19 protein-coding genes and 1 pseudogene are annotated in these 21,685 nt (G+C 69.0%); 10 read left to right on the top strand and 10 right to left on the bottom strand.

The features are described 5' to 3' along the window. The first annotated feature begins 2 nt into the window (after positions 1–2). Genes PSC72_RS23510 through PSC72_RS23495 form a run of 4 tightly spaced genes read left to right on the top strand, consistent with a single transcriptional unit; the run spans position 3 to position 2,723 of the window. Positions 3–227 (top strand): DUF7123 family protein, encoded by a 225-nt coding sequence (locus PSC72_RS23510; RefSeq protein WP_274323849.1) that lies wholly within the window; start codon positions 3–5, stop codon positions 225–227. 35 nt (positions 228–262) lie between these two features. Further along, the gene (locus PSC72_RS23505) at positions 263–691 is read left to right on the top strand and encodes a CoxG family protein (protein WP_274323848.1); all 429 of its coding nucleotides are present in this window, start codon (positions 263–265) and stop codon (positions 689–691) included. Next, positions 688–1,497: a nitrilase-related carbon-nitrogen hydrolase gene (locus PSC72_RS23500; protein ID WP_274323847.1), complete on the top strand. Its 810-nt coding sequence runs from the start codon at positions 688–690 to the stop codon at positions 1,495–1,497. Before PSC72_RS23505 ends, PSC72_RS23500 begins: the two co-directional genes overlap by 4 nt. A gap of 59 nt (positions 1,498–1,556) precedes the next feature. Beyond that, on the top strand, positions 1,557–2,723 hold the full coding sequence (locus tag PSC72_RS23495; protein ID WP_274323846.1) for a DUF4349 domain-containing protein: 1,167 nt from the start codon (positions 1,557–1,559) through the stop codon (positions 2,721–2,723). A 752-nt stretch (positions 2,724–3,475) separates the two neighbouring features. Here PSC72_RS23495 and PSC72_RS23490 read toward each other — a convergent pair. The 3 genes and pseudogenes from PSC72_RS23490 to PSC72_RS23480 form a co-directional block, all read right to left on the bottom strand. Further along, positions 3,476–5,008, bottom strand: a complete 1,533-nt coding sequence (locus tag PSC72_RS23490) for an aldehyde dehydrogenase family protein (RefSeq protein WP_274323845.1) — start codon at positions 5,006–5,008, stop codon at positions 3,476–3,478. Between the two features lie 103 nt (positions 5,009–5,111). Continuing rightward, positions 5,112–7,300, bottom strand: a pseudogene (locus tag PSC72_RS23485) (AAA family ATPase). A 523-nt stretch (positions 7,301–7,823) separates the two neighbouring features. Further along, the gene (locus tag PSC72_RS23480) at positions 7,824–8,225 is read right to left on the bottom strand and encodes a carboxymuconolactone decarboxylase family protein (RefSeq protein WP_274323844.1); all 402 of its coding nucleotides are present in this window, start codon (positions 8,223–8,225) and stop codon (positions 7,824–7,826) included. A gap of 290 nt (positions 8,226–8,515) precedes the next feature. Between PSC72_RS23480 and PSC72_RS23475 the strand changes: the two genes are divergently transcribed. Beyond that, entirely contained in the window at positions 8,516–8,650 is a 135-nt protein-coding gene (locus PSC72_RS23475) for a DUF7128 family protein (protein WP_268895806.1), read from the top strand. 52 nt (positions 8,651–8,702) lie between these two features. Here PSC72_RS23475 and PSC72_RS23470 read toward each other — a convergent pair whose 3' ends face one another. Further along, the gene (locus tag PSC72_RS23470) at positions 8,703–9,131 is read right to left on the bottom strand and encodes a DUF5796 family protein (protein ID WP_274323843.1); all 429 of its coding nucleotides are present in this window, start codon (positions 9,129–9,131) and stop codon (positions 8,703–8,705) included. A gap of 119 nt (positions 9,132–9,250) precedes the next feature. Here PSC72_RS23470 and PSC72_RS23465 point away from each other — a divergent pair, with 119 nt between their 5' ends. The 5 genes from PSC72_RS23465 (at position 9,251) to PSC72_RS23445 (ending at position 15,289) form a co-directional block, all read left to right on the top strand. Continuing rightward, positions 9,251–10,105 (top strand): shikimate kinase, encoded by an 855-nt coding sequence (locus PSC72_RS23465; protein ID WP_274323842.1) that lies wholly within the window; start codon positions 9,251–9,253, stop codon positions 10,103–10,105. Further along, entirely contained in the window at positions 10,102–10,404 is a 303-nt protein-coding gene (locus PSC72_RS23460) for a chorismate mutase (protein ID WP_382260925.1), read from the top strand. Before PSC72_RS23465 ends, PSC72_RS23460 begins: the two co-directional genes overlap by 4 nt. Positions 10,405–10,465: 61 nt before the next feature. Beyond that, entirely contained in the window at positions 10,466–10,930 is a 465-nt protein-coding gene (locus PSC72_RS23455; protein WP_274323841.1) for an Lrp/AsnC family transcriptional regulator, read from the top strand. Between the two features lie 488 nt (positions 10,931–11,418). Next, positions 11,419–12,906 carry a proton-conducting transporter transmembrane domain-containing protein gene (locus PSC72_RS23450; protein ID WP_274323840.1) on the top strand — a complete coding sequence of 496 codons (1,488 nt, stop codon included), beginning with the start codon at positions 11,419–11,421 and terminating at the stop codon, positions 12,904–12,906. Beyond that, entirely contained in the window at positions 12,896–15,289 is a 2,394-nt protein-coding gene (locus tag PSC72_RS23445; RefSeq protein ID WP_274323839.1) for a DUF2309 domain-containing protein, read from the top strand. The genes PSC72_RS23450 and PSC72_RS23445 overlap by 11 nt, the downstream gene beginning before the upstream one ends. Positions 15,290–15,340: 51 nt before the next feature. Here the strand turns inward: PSC72_RS23445 and PSC72_RS23440 are convergent, their stop codons facing one another. The 6 genes from PSC72_RS23440 to surE form a co-directional block, all read right to left on the bottom strand. Further along, positions 15,341–16,585, bottom strand: coding sequence for a cation:proton antiporter domain-containing protein (locus PSC72_RS23440; protein ID WP_274323838.1), 1,245 nt, complete (start codon positions 16,583–16,585; stop codon positions 15,341–15,343). Between the two features lie 175 nt (positions 16,586–16,760). After that, positions 16,761–17,441, bottom strand: coding sequence for a carbonic anhydrase (locus PSC72_RS23435; RefSeq protein WP_274323837.1), 681 nt, complete (start codon positions 17,439–17,441; stop codon positions 16,761–16,763). Between the two features lie 82 nt (positions 17,442–17,523). Next, the gene (locus PSC72_RS23430; protein WP_274323836.1) at positions 17,524–18,309 is read right to left on the bottom strand and encodes an NAD(P)H-hydrate dehydratase; all 786 of its coding nucleotides are present in this window, start codon (positions 18,307–18,309) and stop codon (positions 17,524–17,526) included. A 94-nt stretch (positions 18,310–18,403) separates the two neighbouring features. Next, a complete protein-coding gene (locus PSC72_RS23425; RefSeq protein ID WP_274323835.1) occupies positions 18,404–19,216 on the bottom strand; it encodes an aminoglycoside N(3)-acetyltransferase in 813 nt (270 codons plus the stop codon). A 92-nt stretch (positions 19,217–19,308) separates the two neighbouring features. Next, positions 19,309–20,739 carry a hypothetical protein gene (locus PSC72_RS23420; protein ID WP_274323834.1) on the bottom strand — a complete coding sequence of 477 codons (1,431 nt, stop codon included), beginning with the start codon at positions 20,737–20,739 and terminating at the stop codon, positions 19,309–19,311. 93 nt (positions 20,740–20,832) lie between these two features. Next, complete coding sequence (gene surE, locus PSC72_RS23415) at positions 20,833–21,624, bottom strand: 5'/3'-nucleotidase SurE (RefSeq protein ID WP_274323833.1); 792 nt, start codon at positions 21,622–21,624, stop codon at positions 20,833–20,835. Positions 21,625–21,685: the final 61 nt, after the last annotated feature.

Raw genomic sequence — 21,685 nt, 5'->3', positions numbered from 1 at the left:
CCATGAGCGAACTCGGCGAGGAGGACAGAGAGATTCTGGATTACCTGCGCGACAGCGTCTCGCGCGGGCAGAGTTATTTCAGAGCCAAGAACATCGCGGACCACATCGGCCTCTCCTCCAAGCAGGTCGGTGCGCGCCTGCCGAAACTCGACGAGGAGTCGGACGAAGTCGAGATCGAGAAGTGGGGACGCGCGCGCTCGACGACCTGGCGTGTCACGCTCAGTTAACTGGCTTTTTAGGTGCCGCAGTCCGAAGTGAGGACATGACTGTCCGGGTGGAGCGGTCGTTCGAGTTACCTGTCGACCGCGACCGTGTCTGGGAATTCATCGCCGACCCCGGGAAACGCGCCAGCGCGATCAGCGTCGTCAAAGACTACACGGTCCACGACGACGGCAGCGCGACCTGGAACATCCGGCTCCCGATCCCCGTGATCGACAGGACCATCGCCATCGAGACCGAGGACGAGGAGCGTCGCGCCCCCGAGTACGTCCGCTTCGTCGGCCGCTCGAAGGTGATGAACGTCGTCGGCGAGCACGAACTCACCGAGACCGAGACGGGGACGAAGCTGACGAACCGGTTCGTCGTCGACGGCTCGCTCCCCGGCGTCGAGCGCTTCTTCAAGCGAAACCTCGACGACGAGCTCGACAACCTCGAAGCCGCCCTCGTCGAGGACCTCGAGGTCGAAGTGTGAGACTCGCGCTCGCCCAGATCCGGATAGAGCGCGGTGCGGTCGCGGACAACGTCGAACGCGCCCGCTCTGCGGTCGCCGACGCGGCCGCGGCCGGTGCGGATCTGGTCGCGCTCCCGGAGATATTCAACGTCGGCTACTTCGCGTTCGACCTCTACGAGCGCCGCGCCGAGAGCGTCACCGGCCCGACCGTCTCCGCGCTCGCCGAGAGCGCCCGCGAGCACGGCGTCGGCGTCCTCGCCGGCAGCATCGTCGAGGACCTTGCGGCCTCCCACGAGGCCGGCGTGGAGACCCCCGCGGCGGAAGGGTTCGCCAACGCCTCGGTCTTCCTGGACCGCGACGGCGAGCGCCGCGCCGTCTATCGGAAACACCACCTCTTCGGCTACGGGTCGGCCGAGCAGGAACTGCTCGTGCCCGGCGAGTCGCTCCCGACGGTGGCGTTCGACGACCACGTCGTCGGGATGACGACCTGCTACGACCTGCGGTTCCCCTCGCTGTACCGCGACCTCGTCGACGCGGGCGCGACGCTCGTGCTCGTCCCGAGCGCGTGGCCGTACCCGCGGGTCGAGCACTGGCGGCTGTTCCCGCGGACCCGCGCCGTCGAGAACCTCTGTTACGTCGGCGCCGTCAACGGCGTCGGCACGTTCGACGACTCGACGCTGTTGGGCCGCTCGGCGGTCTACGACCCCTGGGGAACGGCGGTCGCGAGTACCGGCGACGAGTCCGCGCTCGTCACCGCCGACGTCGACCGCGACCGCGTCGAGGAAGTCCGGAGCGACTTCCCGGCGCTCGACGACCGCCGCCGATAGTTCAAGCGCGTCTTTGATTCGACGGTACCCCTTTATCAGCGGCGACGGATCGACCCGGTATGGCTCGGAAATCAGCGGTACTCGTGGTCGTGCTCGTCGTTCTGGCCGGCTGCTCGGGGATGGGTGGGAGCGGCAGCGGTGACGCGGCCGACCTCCAGAAAGCCCAGAGCGGCGACGGGGCCGGGGGAGACGGCGGCGACGGCGGAAGCGGAGGCGCTGACGGCGGTGACGCCGGTAGCGGCGACGGCAGCGGGGAAGCATCCAACGAACAGTTCAGCGCCGACGACGCCGAGGGCGGCGGTGCGGCAGCGAGCGTCGACCGCGCGCTCATCAAGACGGGTTCCGTGGCCGTCGAAGTCGAGAACTACTCGGCCGCCGAGACGGCCATCGAGTCCCGCGCGGTCGCACTCGGCGGGTACGTGTCGGCCTCCGAGTCGACGCTCCACCGCAGCGAGAACGAGACCTGGCGGACGGGCTACGTCGAGGTGCGGGTCCCCTCGTCGAACTTCACTGCCATGTTCGACTCCTCGCGCGGGCAGGGGACCGTGCTGTCCGCGGACACGAACACGAAGGACGTGACCGACAAGCTGGTCGACCTGAACGCCAGACTGGAGAACCTCCGCGCCCAGCGCGACCGCCTCCGCTCGCTGTACGAGTCGGCGAACACGACCGAGGAACTGTTGCACGTCCAGGAGCGGCTCTCCTCCGTCCAGGGAGAGATCGAACGCCTCGAAGCGCAGAAGCGCTCGCTCCGGGACCAGGTGGCCTTCTCGACGCTCCGCGTCGAACTCCGCGAGCCCGAGCCCGAACCCGAGTCGCCGCCGACTGGCGAACGGACGCCGTTCCACGAGCAGTCGCCCGTCGCCGTCTTCCTCAGTTCGCTCGCCGGCCTCGTTCGGTTCGCCCGCACCGCGTTCATCGCCGGCGTCGCCGCGCTCCCGTGGGTCGTGGGACTCGGCCTCCCGGCCGTCCTCGTCGTCCGGGCCGGCCGCCGCTTCGGTGCCCCCTCGCGGCTCCCCGTCGTCGGGAACCGGCCGGACTCCGGTGGACTCCCCGCCCGGGACGACGGAGTCGTCGGCGACGTCGAGGCCCCAGCCGAATCCGAGCGCACCGCAGCGACGAACTCGGACGGCGACGAGGGTCAGGCGTCGTCGGACGGCTCGGCCGCTACCGGCGAGTCGGGTCCCGACGAATCGGATTCAGACGCGGACGCCGAGGAGAACTGACGACGGGCGCGTCCCCGACCGGATGGTCCGCCGTCGGTACCCGACGGCCGGCTCTCAGTCACGAGGTTTATATCAGTGGACCCGTTACGCGTACCTGCCGGCGAGACGCTTTTCACGTCGTACCCGGCACTACAACCGCGCTCGGCCAGGCCACGTCGACCGGCCGCGGCACCTGTCCGGACAGGTCATCCGCGGCCCGCCTCCTCGTCCACGGCCCGTCTCCTCTCGCTTTCCGCGTTCGAGTGGTACCGTCTGTCCACCCGAGAGTTGCATCCGGGCACGGAACTGCCGCTCGACAGACGGGCCTGACAAGAGACGACAGCAGGCGTTGAAAGCCCTCGGCACGCTCGTGACGCCGCCGCTCGCTGTGCGCTTCAGTCGCTTCGCTCCTTCCAGTGCTTGCGTCGCGGGGGCGACGACGAGCCCGCCTCGCCCTTTCAGTCCGCCAGGGACCGCACCGCACAGCACCTCGTACCTCCCCAACCGACTGCGCTGCTCGCTTCGCTGTCGCCGAAAATCCTCGATTTTCGAGATCACGAGAGAGCTCCGCTCTCTCGGACGACGCTGTTCATCCACAGTCAGAGCAAGCTCTGACAAGCCTTCGTTCACTCCGTTCACGAAGACCTCGCGCGGTTTCGTCGCGCCTGGCGAGAGCTTTGCTCTCGCTGGCTCTCGTTCGCTTCGCTCACGAGAACGACGAGACGCGCGACAGCGCGCGCCAGAACGAACGACCAGACGCCGAAACGGGCTGGTCAGTCCTCTTCGGTCTTGATGTCGGCGGAGAGGCCCTGTGCCATCTGGATGTCCTTGGAGTTGTTGAGCGTCCAGGCGGTCCGCTCGGTGACGGCCTCGATGACCTCGCGGGCGCTCGGAGAGCCCTTGCCCGACTTCTTCACGCCGCCGAAGGGGAGCTGGACTTCCGCCCCGATGCAGGGGAGGTTGCCGTAGGCCAGCCCGACTTCGGCGTAGTCGCGGTAGTAGTTGATCTCGCGGTAGTCCTCGGAGACGATGGCGCCGGCGAGGCCGTACTCGGTGTCGTTGTGGATCTCGACCGCGCGCTCGATGTCGCCGTCGTACTCCAGCAGCGCGACGTGCGGGCCGAACACCTCCTCGTGGGTACAGCGCAGGTCCGCGTCGGGGTCGGCCTCGTAGACGAACGGTCCGACCCAGTGGCCGTCCTCGTGGCCGTCGGGGATCTCGTCGGCGTCGAGGTCCGTCCGGTCGACGAGGACGTTCACGCCCTCTTCGCGGGCGAGGTCGGCGTATTCCTCGACCTTCACCCGGTGGGGATTCTCGATGAGCGGGCCCATGAACGTGTCCTCGTCGAGGGGGTCGCCCACGGCCACGTCCTCGGCGAGGTCGACGAAGCGCTCCTTGAACTCGTCGTAGACGTCGGTGTGGACGATGAGGCGCTCGCTGGAGACGCAGCGCTGCCCGGTCGTCTTGAACGAGGACATCACCGCCGAGTGCACCGCGATGTCCAGGTCGGCGTTCGCGGTGATCACGATGCCGTTCTTGCCGCCCATCTCCAGGGCGGCGTCGCGGCCGGGGACGCCGCCGAGTTTCTCGTCGATCTTGTGGCCGACCTCGGCGGAGCCGGTGAACAGGACGGTGCTGACCCGCTCGTCCTCGACGATGGCGTTGCCGGCGTCGCCGAAGCCCTGGATCACGTTGAACACGCCGTCGGGGACGCCCGCGTCGACCATCATCTCGGCGACGATCTGGCCGCACCAGGGCGTCTGCTCGGCGGGCTTCCAGACGACGGTGTTGCCCTCGACGAGCGCGACGGCCATGTGCCAGAACGGGATGGCGACCGGGAAGTTCCACGGGGTGATGCAGCCGACGACGCCGCGAGGCTTGCGCCGCATGTAGGCGTCCTTGGCGGCGATCTCCGAGGGGACCACGTCGCCGTGGGGGTGCCGTGCGTTGCCGGCCGCCCACTCGACCATGTGGGCGGCCTCCACCACGTCCGCGCGGCCCTCGCTGATCTCCTTGCCGCACTCGCGGGTGACGATCTCGCCGAGTTCGTCGGTTCGGTCGCGGAGCTCGTGGTAGACGTCCCAGAGCACCTCGGCCCGGTCGATGTAGGACATCGCACGCCACTCCTCGAAGGCCTCCTCCGCGGCGGAGACCGCCCGCTCGACGTCCGCGGGCGTCCCGCGGTAGAACTCGCCCAGCGTCTCACCGGTCGCCGGATTCTGACTGACGAACGTCTCCTCGCTCTCGCCCGCCGTCCACTCGCCGTCGACGTAGTGCCGGTGGGGATCCGCTTGCTGGTCGCTCATGGTTTCGGTAAATATTGCACCGGCGACGTGAAAAAGCCACCCGTCGGACGGGTCAAACCCCGACGACCGCGTGCGGTCTCGGCCGGGCCGAGCGGGCGGACCGCTACTGTGCGGCCTCGATCCGTTCCAGCGCCGCCTCGAAGTCGTCTCTCCCGATGACGACGTCGCCGGCGCGCTCGTTGGCCTCCGCGGGGTCGACGCCCGCCGCGACCTCGCTGATAGCCCGCATCGACGCCGCGCGGACGAGCGACTCGATCTGGGCGCCGGAGAGTCCTCGGTCTCGGCCGCGAGGTCGTCCAGGTCCACGTCGTCGCCGAGCGGCTTGCCCTCGGTGTGGACGTCGAGGATCGCCCGCCGGCCGTGCTCGTCCGGGTTCGGAACCTCGACGTGCTGTTCCAGCCGGCCCGGTCGCAGGAGCGCGTCGTCGAGCATGTCGCGGCGATTCGTGGCCGCGAGGACGACGATGTTCGGGTTCTCGGCGGCGCTGTCCATCTCCGTCAGCAACTGCGAGACGACCCGCTCGGTCACCTCGTTGCCCTCCATGCGCCCGCCGGCGATGCCGTCGATCTCGTCGAAGAAGACGATGGCCGGCGCGGTCTGGCGCGCGCGGTCGAACACCTCGCGGACCGCCTTCTCGCTCTCGCCGACGTACCGATCCATCAGTTCGGGGCCGGCGACGCGGATGAAGTTGACGCCGCTCTCGCCGGCGACGGCGCGGGCCAGCAGCGTCTTCCCCGTGCCGGGCGGTCCGTAGAGCAACACGCCGGAGGGCGGGTCGGTGTTCGTCGCATCGAACAGCGGCCCGTACTCCAGCGGCCACTCGACCGCCTGTTCCAGCGTCGATTTCGCCTCGGCCAGCCCGCCCACGTCCTCGAACGTGACCGTGGGCGACTCGGCGACGTACTCGCGCATCGCCGAGGGCTCGACCGCCCGCAGCGCCGCCTCCATGTCTTCGCGCGTCACCTGTGGCTCGTCTCGGGTCCGCCGCAGCGCGTGCATCGCCGCCTCGGTCGTCAGCGTGTGGAGGTCCGCCCCGACGAAGCCGTGCGTCCGAGCGGCGACGCGGTCGAGGTCGACGTCCTCGGCGAGCGGCATGCCGCGCGTGTGAACGTCGAGAATCTCCCTCCGGCCGGTCTCGTCGGGCACTCCGATCTCGATCTCCCGATCGAAACGCCCGCCCCGTCGGAGCGCGGGGTCGATGCTGTCGACGCGGTTGGTCGCGCCGATGACGATGACCTGGCCGCGCTCTTCGAGCCCGTCGAGCAGCGTCAGCAACTGCGCGACCACCCGATTTTCCATGTCCGAGTCCTCGTCGCGTTCGCCAGCGATCGCGTCGATCTCGTCGATGAAGACGATGGCCGGGGCGTTCTCCTCGGCGCGGGCGAACGCCTCGCGCAGGCGCTCCTCGCTCTCGCCCTTGTACTTCGAGACGACCTCCGGCCCGGAGATCACGTCGAAGTACGCGTCGACCTCGTTGGCGACCGCACGGGCGATGAGCGTCTTCCCGGTGCCGGGCGGCCCGTGCAGGAGGACACCGCGCGGCGGCGAGATGCCCAGCCGGGTGAACAGTTCGGGCTCGGACAGCGGGAGTTCGATCATCTCCCGGACCTGGTCGAGTTCGTCGTCGAGCCCGCCGATGTCCTCGTAAGAGACGCCCGTCCGCGAGGCGGATTCGTCGGGCGTCGAGCCGGCGTTCGAGTCCGCCGAGGCGGTCGACCCGCCGGCGGCGCCACCGGTTCCGGTCCCGCCTGTTTCCGTCCCAGATCCGCTCGTCCCGCCGGTCCCCGCGCTCCCGGTCCCGCCCTGGATCGGCGGCAACACGGTGATGTCCGTCTCGTCGGTCACGCGTACCGCGCCGGCGGGGTCGGTCCCCGAGACGGCGAACGCGCCGACGCCGTCGATGTGGACCTGCTCGCCCTCCCGGAGCGGCCGGTCGAGCAGCGCCCGGCGGACGGCGGCTTCCTGCTGCTTGTCGTCCAGTCCGACCGTCTGCGCGAGCCGGACGGTGAGGCTGTCGGCCTCGCGGACGGAGGTCTGCTCGACCGTGACGGTGTCGCCGATGTTCACACCGGCGTTGGCGCGCGTGTCGGCGTCGATGCGGATGTACGCGCCGTCGCCGCTCTCGGGCCATGCCTTCGCGACCGTCGCCCGATCGCCCTCGATGACGAGCGGGTCGCCGCTCAATACCCCCAACCGGGACCGGACGGCCTCGGGCACTCTCGCGATCCCGCGGCCTGCGTCCCGCTTGTTCGCACCCTCGACGGAGACCTCGATGGCGTCGCCGCTTCCCATATCCGACCTACCGGGCCGACGCTCTTTATGCTTCCTCACCATCTTCGCCGGGGTCGCGCGCAGCGCGACCCCCCGGCCAAAAGCATGGGTGAAAAAGGCCGAACTCGCGCTCCGCGCGAGTTCGGGGACGGCGCCTTCGGCGCCGGATGCATACAGGGACCGCAAAAAGAAAAATCGCGGTGGCGCGCGCTGTCGCGAGTTTCATCTCGCGACGACATCATGTGAGTGAGCGACTGTAGGGAGCGAATCGGTTGGGGAGTCGTGTGGCCGTCTGCGGCGCTGTGCGGGGCGGGTGCGACCCCTGTCGGGCTTTCTTCTCCAGCAATTTCTGCGGTTGTAGTCAGTCGGTTTCCTTCCACAGCGGTTCAATCAGAATCGACTCCTCTACGCGCGAAACGGATTTACCAGAAGATCGGCTGAGAACCGTGCTGAAATTAGTAACCGGGTTCTCTGCCCGGGGTCGGGGCTCCTCAACTCTGCGTCTCGTCGCAAAGAAAAGAGACTGGTCCCGGAGTCAGTTCGTTCAGTCGTCGGCCTGGGCGGCCTGTTGGTCCCGGATGTGCTCGAATATCTCGTCCGTCTCGGTGGCGAACTCCGCTTCCTCGTATTCGTTCCCGTGCAGCAGCGTCGAGAAGTACTCGGTTATGCCGGCTACGTTGACCGCCTCCTTGAGTTCGGCCTCCGATACGCCCGCAAATCGAGCTTCTTCCTTGTGGAAGTACGTGCAGTAGGGACAGTTCATCGCCGCCGCTGCGCTCACGCCGATGAGCGCTTTCTCGCGCGGAGAGAGTTCGGTCTCCCCGAGGTTGAGATCCCGGAAGATCCCCCAGCTGTGGTCGCTTGCTGGCTCCGCGATGATCTCCATCCACCCAGGTACCTGTCCGAGCGATTCTTCTACTTCTTGGACCGTCTGCTGTGACGCCATGATGCACCTCACTTTGGGCAACGTTAACAAACAACTCGAACGAGAATAGAGATTGTGACAGCTTACGTAGCGGAGATCACCGGATAAGAGGGCGTCATTCTCCACTGAATAGCGTCTTAGTTACCGTCATCCGGGTCGGCCATCAATTGGAATGGACCGGCCAGTAACTAGCTCACTGATCGACGTGTCCGGTTCTCGGCCGGATGCTGGATCTGATCTGTCCGCACGTGAGACCGATCGTCCGTCAGACTGGAGAAACGCCTTTACCGGTTGCCGACGCACACTCTACCATGGTCGTGACTACCGAGCGCGACGAGATGACCTGGTACAAGTGCGAGGCCTGCGGGTTGATGTTCGACGACCAGTCCGACGCGCGACAGCACGAGGAGAACTGCGACGCCGAAGAGCCGTCGTACATCCAGTGAGGGCCCAAAAGGGGAAAATCCGTGATCGGGGAGTGACCACCAGGCGTGCCCGCTACGCGTTCTCGACGATCTCGTAACTGCGCTCGCCCATCTCGTCCTCGGCGAAGACGAACACGCGCCCGTTGACCACCGAGAGGTCCGCCTCCACCTCGACCCGGTGGGCCTCGGCGCTGGCGGTCACGCCCTGGAAGAGCGTCTCCTCCTCGCCGTCCTCGATCATGACGCGGCCGACGCCGGTGTCCTGGAGGATGTCGTCGTGCGTGTTCAGGTCGTTGATGTAGAGCATGATGCCCTGCGTCTCGGTCTCGTCGGTGACCAGCACGTGGACCTCCTTGCCGGGACCGGCGCGGACGCTGTCCTCGACCGCCGTCGGGACGCCGCGGTAGAAGACCTCGCGACCGTCGTGGTACTCGACGACGACGCCGTCCTCGGTCAGTTCGACCCCGAGCGTGTCCGGCGGCACGTCGTTGCGCGCGCTCATACCCGTTCGTTCCCGCCAGCACCCCAAAAGCGTCGCGTTCCGCTCGCGTCGGACGCCCCGGACGCTCCGCTTGCCGGATTCCCACAGAGGTAAATACCGCCCGGGAAGACAGACGGACGATGGAAGGACAGGCAGTCGCCCCCGCGGCGGGGACGGTGTTGAACGCGCTCGCGACCGGCACGGGGTCGGCCTTCGCCATCGACGAGTACACCACCGCGACGGTCGAGCTCGACCCCGCGACCGACGCCGTCACCGGTCGGGTCGCCGAGGACCCCGACGCCGACACGGCGCTGATCGAACGGTGCGTCGCCGCCGTCACCGACCGCTTCGGCGACGGCGAGGGCGGCCGGGTCCGCACCGAGAGCGACGTGCCGATGGCCTCGGGCCTCAAGAGTTCGAGCGCGGCCGCCAACGCGACAGTGCTGGCGACGCTCGACGCGCTCGACGCCGCGGACGAGGTCTCGCGCGAAGACGCCTGTCGCATCGGCGTGCAGGCCGCCCGCGACGCCGGCGTCACGGTCACCGGCGCGTTCGACGACGCCAGCGCGAGCATGCTCGGCGGCGTCACCGTCACCGACAACACCGCCGACGAACTCCTCGCCCGCGAGGAGCGCGACTGGCACGTCCTCGTTTGGACGCCGCCCGAGCGCTCGTTCTCCGCGGACGCGGACGTCGAGCGCTGCGAGCGGGTCGCACCGATGGCCGAACTCGTGGCCGACCTCGCGCTCGACGGCGACTTCGAGCGCGCGATGACTGTCAACGGACTGGCCTTCTGCGCCGCGCTCGACTTCTCGACCGACCCCATCGTCGAGGCGATGCCCGTCGTCGACGGCGTCTCGCTGTCGGGGACCGGCCCGAGCTTCACCGCCGTCGGCGAGCGGGCGGCGCTGGAGACGCTGCGCGAGCAGTGGGGCGCCCGGGAGGGGAAGACGCTGCTGACGACCACGCAAACGGAGGGCACACGAATCACATGAGCGACGACGAATCCACCCAGTACGCCGAGGAGATGAGCCTGGACGAACTCCGCGAGGAGATCCGGACGATCGACCGCGAGATCGTCGAGTTGATCGCCCAGCGGACCTACGTCGCCGACACGATCGCCCAGGTCAAAGACGAGCGCGATCTGCCGACGACCGACGAGGATCAGGAACAAGCGGTCATGGATCGCGCCGGCGAGAACGCCGAGCAGTTCGACGTCGACTCCAACCTCGTCAAGGCCATCTTCCGACTGCTGATCGAGTTGAACAAGGTCGAACAGCGCGAGAGTCGGTAGTCGACGACGGAACCGGACTGACAGCCGAAGTTCCTTATGTTCTCCGGCGGGAATCGGGAGTATGGTCGATTACGAACTCGACGAGACCGATCGGGAGATCCTCGCCGCGCTGCAGGAGGACGCGCGCAACCTCTCCTCGGGCGAGATCGCCGAGCGGACCGACGCCTCGTCGAGCACGGTCCGGAAGCGCATCCAGCGACTCGAATCGGAGGGGGTGATCAAGGGGTACAGCGCCGACGTCGACTACCAGAAGTCCGGCTACCCCCTCCGGATGCTGCTGTTCTGCACCGCCCCGATCCCCGAACGCGGCGAAATCATCGACGATATCCTCGACATCTCGGGCGTCGTCTCGGTGCAGGAACTGGTCACGGGCGAGAAGAACCTCCTCGTGACGGCCGTCGGCGAGACCGACGGCGACATCACGCCGGTCGCGCAGGAACTCCTCGACATGGGACTGACCGTCGCCGACGAGGTGCTCGTCCGCAGCCACGAGTCGACTCCGTTCGACGACTTCTCCTCGCGGTGATACCGGCCACCGACCGTTCCACGCGCAAACGCGCTCGATAAGCAGTCCCCGGAGCGACCTGTTCGGTGTCGGCGTTGCGCTCGGGACGAACGAACTGTCGAACGGGAACGGATATCGCTCGCCGTTCTCGATCGAACTGTTCGTTCGTGGGGCAGTAGGGACCGATCCGTTCTCGTTTCGGTGTACCGCCCCGGACGCTCGTCTCCGAATCACCGGTAGTGCGTCTCCGGTCTGGATCGCCAGCGAGCGCCGAAAACCGACTGTTGGGCCGTTTCGGCGATTCCGGGGATTCTCTGCGCCGACCTGTGCTGTGGGGTACAGTACAATGACTATAATGTTCTATCATGCACTGAATATCGAACAGACTGGTCATATCGGAGGATATAATAACCAGATTGTTCTACAGTGGTGTAACGACGACCACTCGTCTGCGACCCGACCCCGACGGGCGTCGCGGAAGCGAGACAGACTGGTCGAGGATCCAAACGATGACTGGCCAAACGCGAGCGAACGACGCCGTACAGCCCGCTGAAACGACGGTTCCGTCGGCTTCGTTCGTCCCCCGAGCGGCGACCGGGGCGGTCTGGGCCCTCTTCCTCCTCGGCGCGGCCGCGCTCGCACTGTCGGTTACGAGCGGGTCCGAATGGGGGGTCGCGGGCCTGGTCGTGATCGACGGGCTGACCGCGGTCATGTGGGTGGTGGTCACCTTCTTCAGCGGCATCGTCCACAGCTACTCCCGCCGTTACATGGCCGGGGACCGCTATCTCGACGCGTTCTTCGCTCGGATCTTCGCGTTCACGCTCGTCGTCATGACGATGACCGCGGCAGACCACGTCGTGCTGTTCGCGGGGGCGTGGCTTGCGATGGGGCTCCTCATGGCCTCGCTCATCGGGCACGTCCGCGACTGGCCGCAGGCGCAGGCTGCAGCCGGGACCGCACGCCGGTACTTCCTCGCCAGCAGCGGGCTGCTGGCCGCCGGCCTGACCGCGCTGGTGTGGGCGACCGGCACCACCTCTATCACCGGGATCCTCGGTCAGGTCGATTCTCTTCCGCGGACCGTCGCGCTCGTTGCCGTGGGCTGTCTCTTCCTCGCGGCGATCATCCAGTCGGCCCTGTTCCCGTTCCACTCCTGGCTGCTGTCGTCGATGACGGCGCCGACGCCGGCGTCGGCGCTGATGCACGCCGGGTTCGTCAACGCCGGCGGAATCCTGTTGACCCGCTTCGCGCCGCTGTTCGCCGGCGAGACCGCCGTCATGTCGGGGATCGTCGTCGTCGGCGCGCTCAGTACGCTGCTCGGGCAGGCCTTGCTCCTCGTCCAGACCGACGTCAAGCGCAAGCTCGGCGCCTCGACGATGGCCCAGATGGGCTTCATGATACTCCAGTGCGGGCTCGGCTTCTTCGCGGCCGCCATCACCCACCTCGTCCTGCACGGCTTCTACAAGGCGTACCTGTTCCTCTCGTCCGGCGAGGCCGTCGAGCAGACGACACCGAAGCGCTCGAAAGGGAATCGGCTCTCGGTCCCCGGTGCCGTCGTCAGCCTGCTCACGGCGCTGGGCGGCGGCGCCCTGTTCGCAGTCCTCACCGGAAAGGGGACGCATCTGGACAGCGGGCTCTTCCTGGCGTTCGTCGTCGTCCTGACGACGATGCACGCGGCGCGCGACGTGCTCCGGCGGTCGACCCTCTCGCCGGTCGTCAGGCTCGTCAGCGTGCCCCTCGTCGTCCTGGCGGCCATCGGCGCCTACGGCGTGCTGTTCAACGCCATCTCGACGGTGATCGCCGGCGCGCCGATGGCGAAGGCGCCGACCGAACTGACTGCCGTCCACGTCGGCGTCGCCGCCCTGTTCGCCGTCTCGTACCTGGCGACGGAACTCGGCTGGCACCGCTCCAGCGAGCGCCTCTACGTCGCGCTGTTGAACCGCTCGCAACCGGACCCGGAGACGATTCTCACCCGCAAGGAGGACTACAATGACGCTTGAACGCGCCACCCTGGAAGACAGCATCGACCGCGCGGCCGAGACGGTCGGCTCGGTCTGGCCGCTGCACTCGTTCGTCACGGCGAACCCCCTCGCGGGGTTCGAGGACCGCCCGTTCCACCGCGCTGTCGCGGAGGCCGAGCAGCTGTTCGGCGGACGCGGCTATCCCCGCCCCTCGGCCTTCCGCCGGGCCTGGGAGGACGGCCGGATCGACCCCGACGTGCTGGCCGACGAACTCCACGCACACGGCGTCTCCGGGGACCCCGAAACCTTGCTCGACGAGATGGCCGCCGCCGAGTCGGAGCACGAAACAGAGCCCGACACCGCGACGGAGCGGGTCGACCGGGTGCTCTCGAAGTGGCTCGCCGCGTTCCTCGACCAGGGGCAGGCCGAGTGGCCGATGCCGGGCCGCGAGCGGGGATTCTACGCCGCCTGGCGCGACCTGGCGCCGTACGACGACGAGATTCCCGGCTGCGACGACACCTCGGACCTCCCCGAGTCACCGGTCGAGGCCCTGGAGACCGTCCTCTCGGACTGTCCGGAAGGCCGCTGGGAGGAGATATTCGAGCACCACCTCGCCGCGTTGCCGGGCTGGACCGGGTTCATCAAGCAGCGGGCCGACGGGCACGCCGGACCGTGGCAGGACGCGTGTCCGATCTCGCTGCTCGAATACCTCGCGGTGCGCCTGACCCTGGCGGACCTGCTCGACGCGCCCGTCGAACCCGACGAGAACGAGCACCGGGACGCGGAACCAGACGGTGACGTCCCGCTGCCAGAGATCTGGCTGACCGCGTGGGAGAAAAGCTACCGCGCACGCCTGCTCGACGGCATCGACGAGTCGGTCACGGAGCCGTCCGCCGGGGACGGCGACCGTCCGGCCGCACAGCTCGTCTTCTGTATCGACACCCGATCGGAGGTCATTCGCCGCCACGTCGAGGCCGCCGGTCCGTACGAGACCCACGGCTACGCGGGCTTTTTCGGCGTCCCCATGCGTTACGAGGGGTACGACTCCGAGGTCGAGATCGACGCCTGCCCCCCGATCGTCGACCCGCAACACCGCATCGCCGACCGGCCGGAACACGACCACGGCGACGACAGGGAGACCCACGACCGCTGGACCCAGGTGGCCTCGGCCGCCCGGAAACACCTCAAGTCGCTCAAGACCAACGTGGCCGCCGCGTTCACGTTCGTCGAGGGCGGCGGGAGCGCCTACGGCGCGGCGATGGCGGCGCGGACGCTGGTCCCGTCGGCCGTGGCCGACCTGTCCGACGCCGTCGACGACCGGGTCCCGTCCCCCGGGGAGTTCTGCGAGCCCACGGTCGACCGCCGCGGCGAGGCAGACGGCGATGCCCTCCCGCACGGGATGACCCTGGAGGAGAAGGTCTCCTACGCCGAGACCGCCTTCGACCTCATGGGCTGGGAGGAGTTCGCCCGCCTGGTCGTCTTCGCGGGCCACGCGAGCGAGACGGCGAACAACCCGTTCGATTCGAGCCTCGACTGCGGCGCCTGCGCCGGCAACCCCGGCGGCCCGAACGCCCGCGTCCTCGCCGCTATCTGCAACGACGACGAGGTCAAGTCCGCGCTCCGCGAGCGCGGGTTCGACATCCCCGCGGACACAGTCTTCCTCGCCGGCGAGCACAACACGACGACCGACGAGATCGCGCTGTTCGACGGTCACGTGCCGGAGAGCCACCGCGAGGACCTCGACCGCCTCCGCGAGGACCTCGAAGACGCGCGCGCCGGCGCCGCGGCCGAACGCGCGGAGTCCATGCGGGGCACCGACCCCGACGAGGCCGTTCGCGACACGAAGCGCCGGACGGCCGACTGGGCGGAGACCCGCCCCGAGTGGGGCCTGGCGGGCAACGCCTCGTTCGTCATCGGCCCGCGTGAACTGACCGATGACCGGGACCTCGACGGCCGCGCGTTCCTGCACTCCTACGACTGGACGACCGACCCCGACGGGGAGGCGCTGGAGGCCATCATGACGGGGCCGCTCGTCGTCACCCAGTGGATCAACAACCAGTACTACTTCGCGACGGTGGACAACGCCGTCTACGGGAGCGGGTCGAAGGTCACGCAGAACCCGCGCGGCAACGTCGGCGTCGTGCAGGGCAACGGCGGCGACCTGATGACGGGGTTGCCGCTCCAGTCGCTCATGCTGGACGACGACCGGCCGTACCACCAGCCGCTCCGCCTCACGGCGGTGATCCACGCCCCGGTCGAACGCGTCAACGATATCCTCGCCCGCAACGAAGAAGTCGCGACGCTGCTCGACAACGGCTGGATCTCGCTCACGGTCGTGAACCCGGAGCAGGACAACGACGCGTTCCACTACCAGGGCGACCTGGAGTGGGAGCCGGCGCTGGCGACGCCGCTCGCCCACTGAACCGACGACTCCCCTTCCCCCCTCGTCGACGGTGTCGCCACGCCGCCGATCCTATCCGGCGTCGCCGGTATCGTCCGCCGGGTCGGGCGGCATCCGCTTCGACGCCGGCGTCGCCGTGAGGCCGTGGCCCAGCAGCGACGCGAACAGCAGCAGCGAGGCGACGGTCCAGACCCGCCCGAGACCGGTCCGCTGGACGGCGAACGTCGCGTAGAATATCGTCGAGACGCCGATCGGCCCGAACCAGGCCGTGAAGCCGATGTCCTTCCGGGTGCGCAGCGGCCGGATCCACGTCGAGAGCGCGACCACGACGGGCGGTCGTCGAACGAGGAGGACGAGCACGGCGAGGACGACTCCCCGAGACCCCAGCGCGAACCACCCGTCCCACGGGATAGCGACGCCGAAGAGGACGAACATCGGGAGGACGAAGAACTTCGTCATCGCCTGCTGGACGGTCTGCTCCTCCGACGGCTGCTGGTCGCCAGGCGCCATCCGGTAGGCGATCCCGGCGGTGAACGCGGCGAGGATCCCGTCGACGGTCAGCAGTCGCGCGGCGCCGAGGACCACGAAGGTGAGCGCGAGGGTGTAGGCGACGAACCCCCGCTGTTCGACGATGTCCGTCCGGTCGGACCACGCGAACAGCCGGCCCGCGGCGTACCCCAGCGTCGCGCCGAGGACGACGGCGCCGAGGACCTGCCAGCCGACGACGTAGACGGCCCACCGGGAGAGCGCGTCGCCCGTCGGTCTGTTGAGGAGGAGTATCGGCAGGAGGACGAGCGGGTACGCGGCGCCGTCGTTCGACCCCGACTCGGCCGAGATGAACTGGCGGACGCGAGCCGGGATCGTCCGCTTCGCCACCGGTCCCGTGACGATGGTGCTCGCGACGATCGGGTCAGTCGAGGCGACGGTCGCGCCGACGAGCAGCGCGACCAGGACCGAGGTCCCCAGGAGCCCCCAGACGAGCAGGCCGGTGGCGAGCGACATGAGGGCCATCCCGACCCCGAGGATCACGACCAGCGAGCGCCAGTGTTCGACGGGGTAGCCGCGCGAGAGCCGCAGGGCGACGCCCATGTCTGCGACCGCGAGCGTCACCCGCGAGACCTGGGTCAGTATCCGCGACGAGTCGGCCGCCGGCGGGAGGTTAAGGAGCTGGAGCCCCGCAGGCCCGAGAGCGATGCCCAGTGCGACCGCCGTCAGCGGTTCCGTGAGGAACCACCGCTCCTGGAACCACTTCTGGAAGAGCCCGAGGAGCAGCACCAGGACACCGGCGGCGAACAGCCAGCGATACGCCGACGCCACGGTGTCACCCCGGTCCGGCCGGCCCGCTACTCGTCGGTCTCTTCCGGGACGTCGTGGTGTCGAGGCGCTCGGATATCACTGGTGCAACGACCTGAGAGTACCGTATCCACGGGTCAGAGGGGGGATTACCTTGTGCTTGCAACAGAACCCATCCGAGCGGGGCGCTACCGGTCGGTCAGTACTCCCAGATGCGGTCGATCCGGTCCGCGACGTCGGGATGGTCGTCGCGGAGCCCGTCGACGCTGCGCTCGCCGTCGACGTTGATCACGTGGATCTCACCGCGTGCGCCGCTGTAGACGTCCTGGAAGTCGTAGACCGCACCGACCAGGTCGACCGACGCCGGCACCTCGTCGCTCTCGACGAGGAACTCGATCTGCCGGTCGACGTTGTACTCGACGAGGCGGTTGACCGCGGCCGCTCCGTCGAGTCCGTCCGGGAGCGCCTCGACGCCGGGTTCCAGGTGCGGTTTCAGGAGGTCGAGGCAGTGTTCGATGCCGGCCGGCTCGGAGAGTTCGTCTGTCAGCGCCCGGTAGGTCGCGGTCACCGCGCCGCAGCCGGTGTGGCCGACGACGACGGCCGCTTCGGTCCCCGTGTGGGCGATCGGGTAGAGTACGTCGCCGGAGACCTCCTCGCCCGCCTCGGCCCGCTGGACGACGCGGTTGCCGATGTTGCCGACGGTGAAGAGGTGGCCCGGCTCCTCGTTGCCCCACATCTGGTCCTGGAGGACCCGCGAGTCCGAGCAGCAGACGGTGACCGCGTCCGGGTGCTGGGCGTCCTGCACGTCGTCGAAGCGGTCGGCGAACGCCTCGGCGTGGGCCGCGTTCCCGTCCAGCAGTTCGACGATCGTCCCGTTCATGTTGGGGTGCTCACCGGCCGCGGGGTTGACTTCTTCGCTCCGTCGACTGCCGGTCTGGTCCCGGTCGGGTCCGTCTCCGGCGTCATCCGCCGCTCTCGATCGCCGCGGGGACCCGTTCGATCACGTCCGTCGCGACCATCCCGGTGCCGTACTCGTCGGCGGCGAGTTCGCCGGCGCGGCCGACGATCCGCGGGCCGAGCCGCGCCGCGTCGACGGGGCCGAGCCCCTGGCCGAGCAGCGAGCCGATCACGCCGGCCAGCGTGTCTCCGGTGCCCGCGACGGTCATCGCCGCCGTGCCCTCGTCGTTGACGTACCGGTCGTCGCCGCCGTAGATCACGTCCTCGGCCCCTTTGGAGACGACGACGGCCCCCGTCGCCCGGACGAACTCGTCGAGTGACCCGTGTTCGTCCTCGATGCGCTCGACCTCCGCCGAGTCGGGCGTGAGGACCGCGCCCTCGAACTCCGCGCCCAGCGCGGGTTCGATCGCCGTCGCGTCGACCACCGTCGGCACGTCGGTCCGCTCCAGTATCGCCTCGATCGCGTCCGGATGGGGCGTCTCCAGCCCCGGCCCGATGACGAGGGCGTCGCTCCACGCCGCGACGGACGCCACCTTCCCGACGGAGTCAGCGGTGAGCACGTCGCCGGTGAACCGGTTCGTCAGGATGTTCGGAGAGAAGCCAGCGACTACCTCGATGGCGACCTCCGAGGTGAGGACCTTCGCCACGTCGGTCCCGGCCCTGAGCGCGGCGAGCCCGGCGAGCGCCGGCGGTCCCGCGAACTCGATGCTCCCGCCGACGATGCCGAGTCGCCCGTTCTCTCCCTTCTCCGAGTCGGGGCCGCTGTCGACCTTCGACAGTAGTTCCTCCATGCGGCCGATTGATCTCGCGGCCTCAACAGTCCTCGGCCGGCAAACGAGGGCTCCCGGCGAGACGGTGGCCGCCGGGGAAGAGTGCGACTGACTCTCAGCGGTTGGTCTCGAACCACTCGACCGCGAAGTCCACGAGCGCCGGCTGGTCGACGAGTCGCGCGTCGGCGTCGCCGACAGACCCGCGCTCGACCGCGTCGCCGCGTTCGGCCTCGAAGGCGGCGCCGACGTCCTCGAAGTCCGCGGTGTCGGTCGCCACGTCGTCGTACTCGACGCGGACGACCTCGCCGTCCTCGACCACGGGCGCGTCGTTGCTGACCGTGTTCTTCGGGAACTCGGCGCGGTACTCGGCGAGGTGGAGCGACGTGTTCGTGTCGTAGCTCGTCCCGAGCATCAACACCGCGCCGTCGCGCTCGTAGACCCGCGCGAGCGGCGAGCGCTCGCCGAGCCCGTAGTCGTATTGGTGGTCCTCCACGATCGCCTCGGCGTCGGCGCCCCACGCCGCGAACGAGAACGTCGGGTGGCGGCTCCTGACGGCGTCCGGGTAGGCGCGGAAACACTCGGGGATCGCGCCCACGGCCCTGGACGGGGTACTCTCCGGTCGGAACGGCGGTCGCTCGTCCCGGATCGTCTCGATCCACTCGTCCGGGACCGGCGGGTTCGACCAGACGTCGGGGTCCGTGTACTGCCCGGTGTGAGTCGGGACGACGAGCGTCCCCCGCTCGGTCACCGCCTCCCGGAGCGCGTCGACGACCGCCTGGGCGTCGCCGCAGACCCAGCCGAGCGCGCTCAGCGAGGAGTGGACGAGCAGGGTGTCGCCCGCCTCGACGCCGAGGCCGCGGAGGTCCTCGACCATCGTCGACACCGTCACCGGTTCGTCGACGCGGTCGACGGCGGCGTGTTCTCCCATGGCCGGCCTTCGGGCACGGGGAATTTGAGTGTTGTGCGACGGACGAGGCCGAAAAAAGCGCGATTGCGGCGGTCAGTTGCCGGTCGCGGCGGTCAGTTGCCGGTCGCGACGGTCACGTTCCCGTTGGTTCCCGACGCGGTCGCGTTCGCGACGAACGCGTCGTCGCCGGCGAACACCGTCACGGTCTGGGAGTCGACGCGGACGAGGCGGTAGGCCGTCTCGTCGCTCGCGGGCCGCTCGGCGCGCCAGCGGTCGAAGGCGCTGGCGAACTCGTCGGCCTCGCCGGCGTCGTCCCAGCGCAGGGCCCAGGCGAACCCGCGACGGCTCTCGTTGTCGGCGTGGCGCAGGCGGGCGACGTGGTCGCTCCCCCACCCGGTCGCGGCCGTCGACGCGGCCGAGCGGTTCAGCTCGGCGCGGAGCATCGTCCGGACGACGACCTCGCCCTGGGTGTCGTAGTGGTTCGAGACGTCCGTCCAGTTCCCGGTGGCGTTCACCGCGATGGTGAGGTTGCGCTCCGGTTCCTCGTTCGGCGTGTAGCCGTGGATCAGCTGCTCGGTGGTGACGGGCGTCGGCGTCGACTCGTTGTACAGCCACGAGACGTTACGCGGGCTCTCCACCTGCGAGTGGATGTACCGGGAGCCGTAGAGGTACCGGGCGCGGAAGAGCCGGCGGCCGGCCGGCCCCCGCTCGTACTGCTCGCGCAGCTCCTGGGTCTGGTTCCACGAGGTGTTCAGGTACCGGTCGACGTACGCGTCGGTGACGTAGACCGAGGCGCCCTCGACGAGGCCGGCGGCGACCTGCTGGGAGTCGCTGTCGTCGACGAACTCGCCGAAGCCGCTCGTGTCGACCACGTCGCTGTGGAACTGCATCCAGTGGACGTACTCGTGGGCCAGCAGCGTCTTCTCCTGGCGCTCGCTTGCGTTCCTTGGCATCACGACGATGCGATTCTGGGTCGCCTGGCCGTGGTAGACGCTCGTGTTGATGAACTCGGAACCGTACCCGAACGCGTCGTAGAACGGATCGGCCGCGAGCCGGTCGTTGTAGCGTTCGAGCGCCGGCATCTCGTCGCGGACGTAGACGGTCGGCGGCTCCACGTCCGTCCCGAGCAGTTCCTGGACGTCCGCGTAGACCGCGTCCTCGTCGACCGAGAGATTACCGCCGCGGACGGCGACGTCCGGAGCATCGGAGCCGTTCGGCGTCGCCGTGGGCGTGGCTGTCGGCGCCTGCGTCGGGGTGGCCGTCGCCGTGGGCGTCGGCGTCGGCGAATCGGTCGGGGTCGCTGTGGGCGTCGGCGAGTCGGTCGGCGTCGGCGAGCCAGTTGGTGTCGGGGAATCGGTGGCCGTCGGGGACCCGGTAGCCGTCGCCGTCGGATCGGCCGCCGTCCCGTCGGGCGTCGCTGTCGGTCGGGCCGTCGATGCGTCGGTCTGTGCCGGCGTCGCCGTGTCCTGCCCGCCGAGGAGGCTCCCGCAACCCGCGAGCAGGAGGAGGGCGACGACGCCGACGGTGGCGACTGTCTGTCTCATTGTAGAGACCGCTGGAGGGCGGTTCGATCGGAGTGTCACTCGGCTGCAGTGTATACGTTACGATCGGCTGTCGGACGGGACCGCGGGACCGACTCAGGCGCCGTCCGCGAAGCCGTCGGCCAGCGCGTTGAGCTCCTCGTGGTGTTCGGTGGTGTGGGGAGCCGTCAGCGGCGAGACGCTCACGTCGCCGTCGACGACCGCTCGGCGGTCGCTCCCCTCCGGGTCGGGGATGTCGCCCTCGGCCATCCGCTCCCAGATGCGGTCGTGCAACTCGATCGCCCCCTCCTCGCGAGTGGCGGTCATTTGGTAGACCTCCGAGGGGAAGGTGACCTGCATCTCCGCCGGGCCCCACTCGGCGACCGGCGCGTTGACGTTGAGGTAGTCGGCGTTCTCGAAGACGCCCGTTCCCGGCGCGCGCTCGACCAGATACTCCGTCGCCCGCGCGGCTTCCGCGTAGCTGGCGGGGTCTACCTGCACGTCCTGGAAGGCGGCGTCGTCGCGGACCGGGATGTACATCGAGACCGAGATGGCCGGCACGTCGAAGAACGTCGCCTCGACGGCGGCCGAGACCGTCCCCGACCGACCGAGGACGTACGACCCGAGGTTCGCTCCCTGGTTGCAGCCCGCGACGACGATGTCCGTGTCGGGGGCGAGCGACCCCAGGCCGGCGACGGTGCAGTCCGCGGGCGTCCCCTCGATGGCGTAGCCGAGGTCGTGCTCGCGGACGGTCACGTCGTGTGAGAGCGACCGGCCGACGGCGCTCTGGTCCACCGCCGGCGCGACGACCGTCACGTCGCCGACGTCGGTGAGCGTGTCGTAGAGCGCGCGCAGGCCGGCGCTCTCGATCCCGTCGTCGTTCGTCAGGAGGATCGACGGCTCGTCCATACACTCCGTGGGCAGGGGCGTCGCAAAAGCCCTGCGCTCGGGTGGACGCTCGCGATCGGCC

This window comes from Halosimplex aquaticum (assembly GCF_028747785.1).
GTDB lineage: Archaea > Halobacteriota > Halobacteria > Halobacteriales > Haloarculaceae > Halosimplex > Halosimplex aquaticum.
This window is presented reverse-complemented; position numbering and strand designations above follow the sequence as displayed.

Coding starts and splice junctions, on each gene's coding strand:
- PSC72_RS23510 (WP_274323849.1), top strand. CDS start 3: ATGAGCGAACTCGGCGAGGAGGACAGAGAGATTCTGGATTACCTGCGC.
- PSC72_RS23505 (WP_274323848.1), top strand. CDS start 263: ATGACTGTCCGGGTGGAGCGGTCGTTCGAGTTACCTGTCGACCGCGAC.
- PSC72_RS23495 (WP_274323846.1), top strand. CDS start 1,557: ATGGCTCGGAAATCAGCGGTACTCGTGGTCGTGCTCGTCGTTCTGGCC.
- PSC72_RS23490 (WP_274323845.1), bottom strand. CDS start 5,008: ATGAGCGACCAGCAAGCGGATCCCCACCGGCACTACGTCGACGGCGAG.
- PSC72_RS23480 (WP_274323844.1), bottom strand. CDS start 8,225: ATGGCGTCACAGCAGACGGTCCAAGAAGTAGAAGAATCGCTCGGACAG.
- PSC72_RS23475 (WP_268895806.1), top strand. CDS start 8,516: ATGGTCGTGACTACCGAGCGCGACGAGATGACCTGGTACAAGTGCGAG.
- PSC72_RS23470 (WP_274323843.1), bottom strand. CDS start 9,131: ATGAGCGCGCGCAACGACGTGCCGCCGGACACGCTCGGGGTCGAACTG.
- PSC72_RS23465 (WP_274323842.1), top strand. CDS start 9,251: ATGGAAGGACAGGCAGTCGCCCCCGCGGCGGGGACGGTGTTGAACGCG.
- PSC72_RS23460 (WP_382260925.1), top strand. CDS start 10,102: ATGAGCGACGACGAATCCACCCAGTACGCCGAGGAGATGAGCCTGGAC.
- PSC72_RS23455 (WP_274323841.1), top strand. CDS start 10,466: ATGGTCGATTACGAACTCGACGAGACCGATCGGGAGATCCTCGCCGCG.
- PSC72_RS23450 (WP_274323840.1), top strand. CDS start 11,419: ATGACTGGCCAAACGCGAGCGAACGACGCCGTACAGCCCGCTGAAACG.
- PSC72_RS23445 (WP_274323839.1), top strand. CDS start 12,896: ATGACGCTTGAACGCGCCACCCTGGAAGACAGCATCGACCGCGCGGCC.
- PSC72_RS23435 (WP_274323837.1), bottom strand. CDS start 17,441: ATGAACGGGACGATCGTCGAACTGCTGGACGGGAACGCGGCCCACGCC.
- PSC72_RS23430 (WP_274323836.1), bottom strand. CDS start 18,309: ATGGAGGAACTACTGTCGAAGGTCGACAGCGGCCCCGACTCGGAGAAG.
- PSC72_RS23425 (WP_274323835.1), bottom strand. CDS start 19,216: ATGGGAGAACACGCCGCCGTCGACCGCGTCGACGAACCGGTGACGGTG.
- PSC72_RS23420 (WP_274323834.1), bottom strand. CDS start 20,739: ATGAGACAGACAGTCGCCACCGTCGGCGTCGTCGCCCTCCTCCTGCTC.
- surE (WP_274323833.1), bottom strand. CDS start 21,624: ATGGACGAGCCGTCGATCCTCCTGACGAACGACGACGGGATCGAGAGC.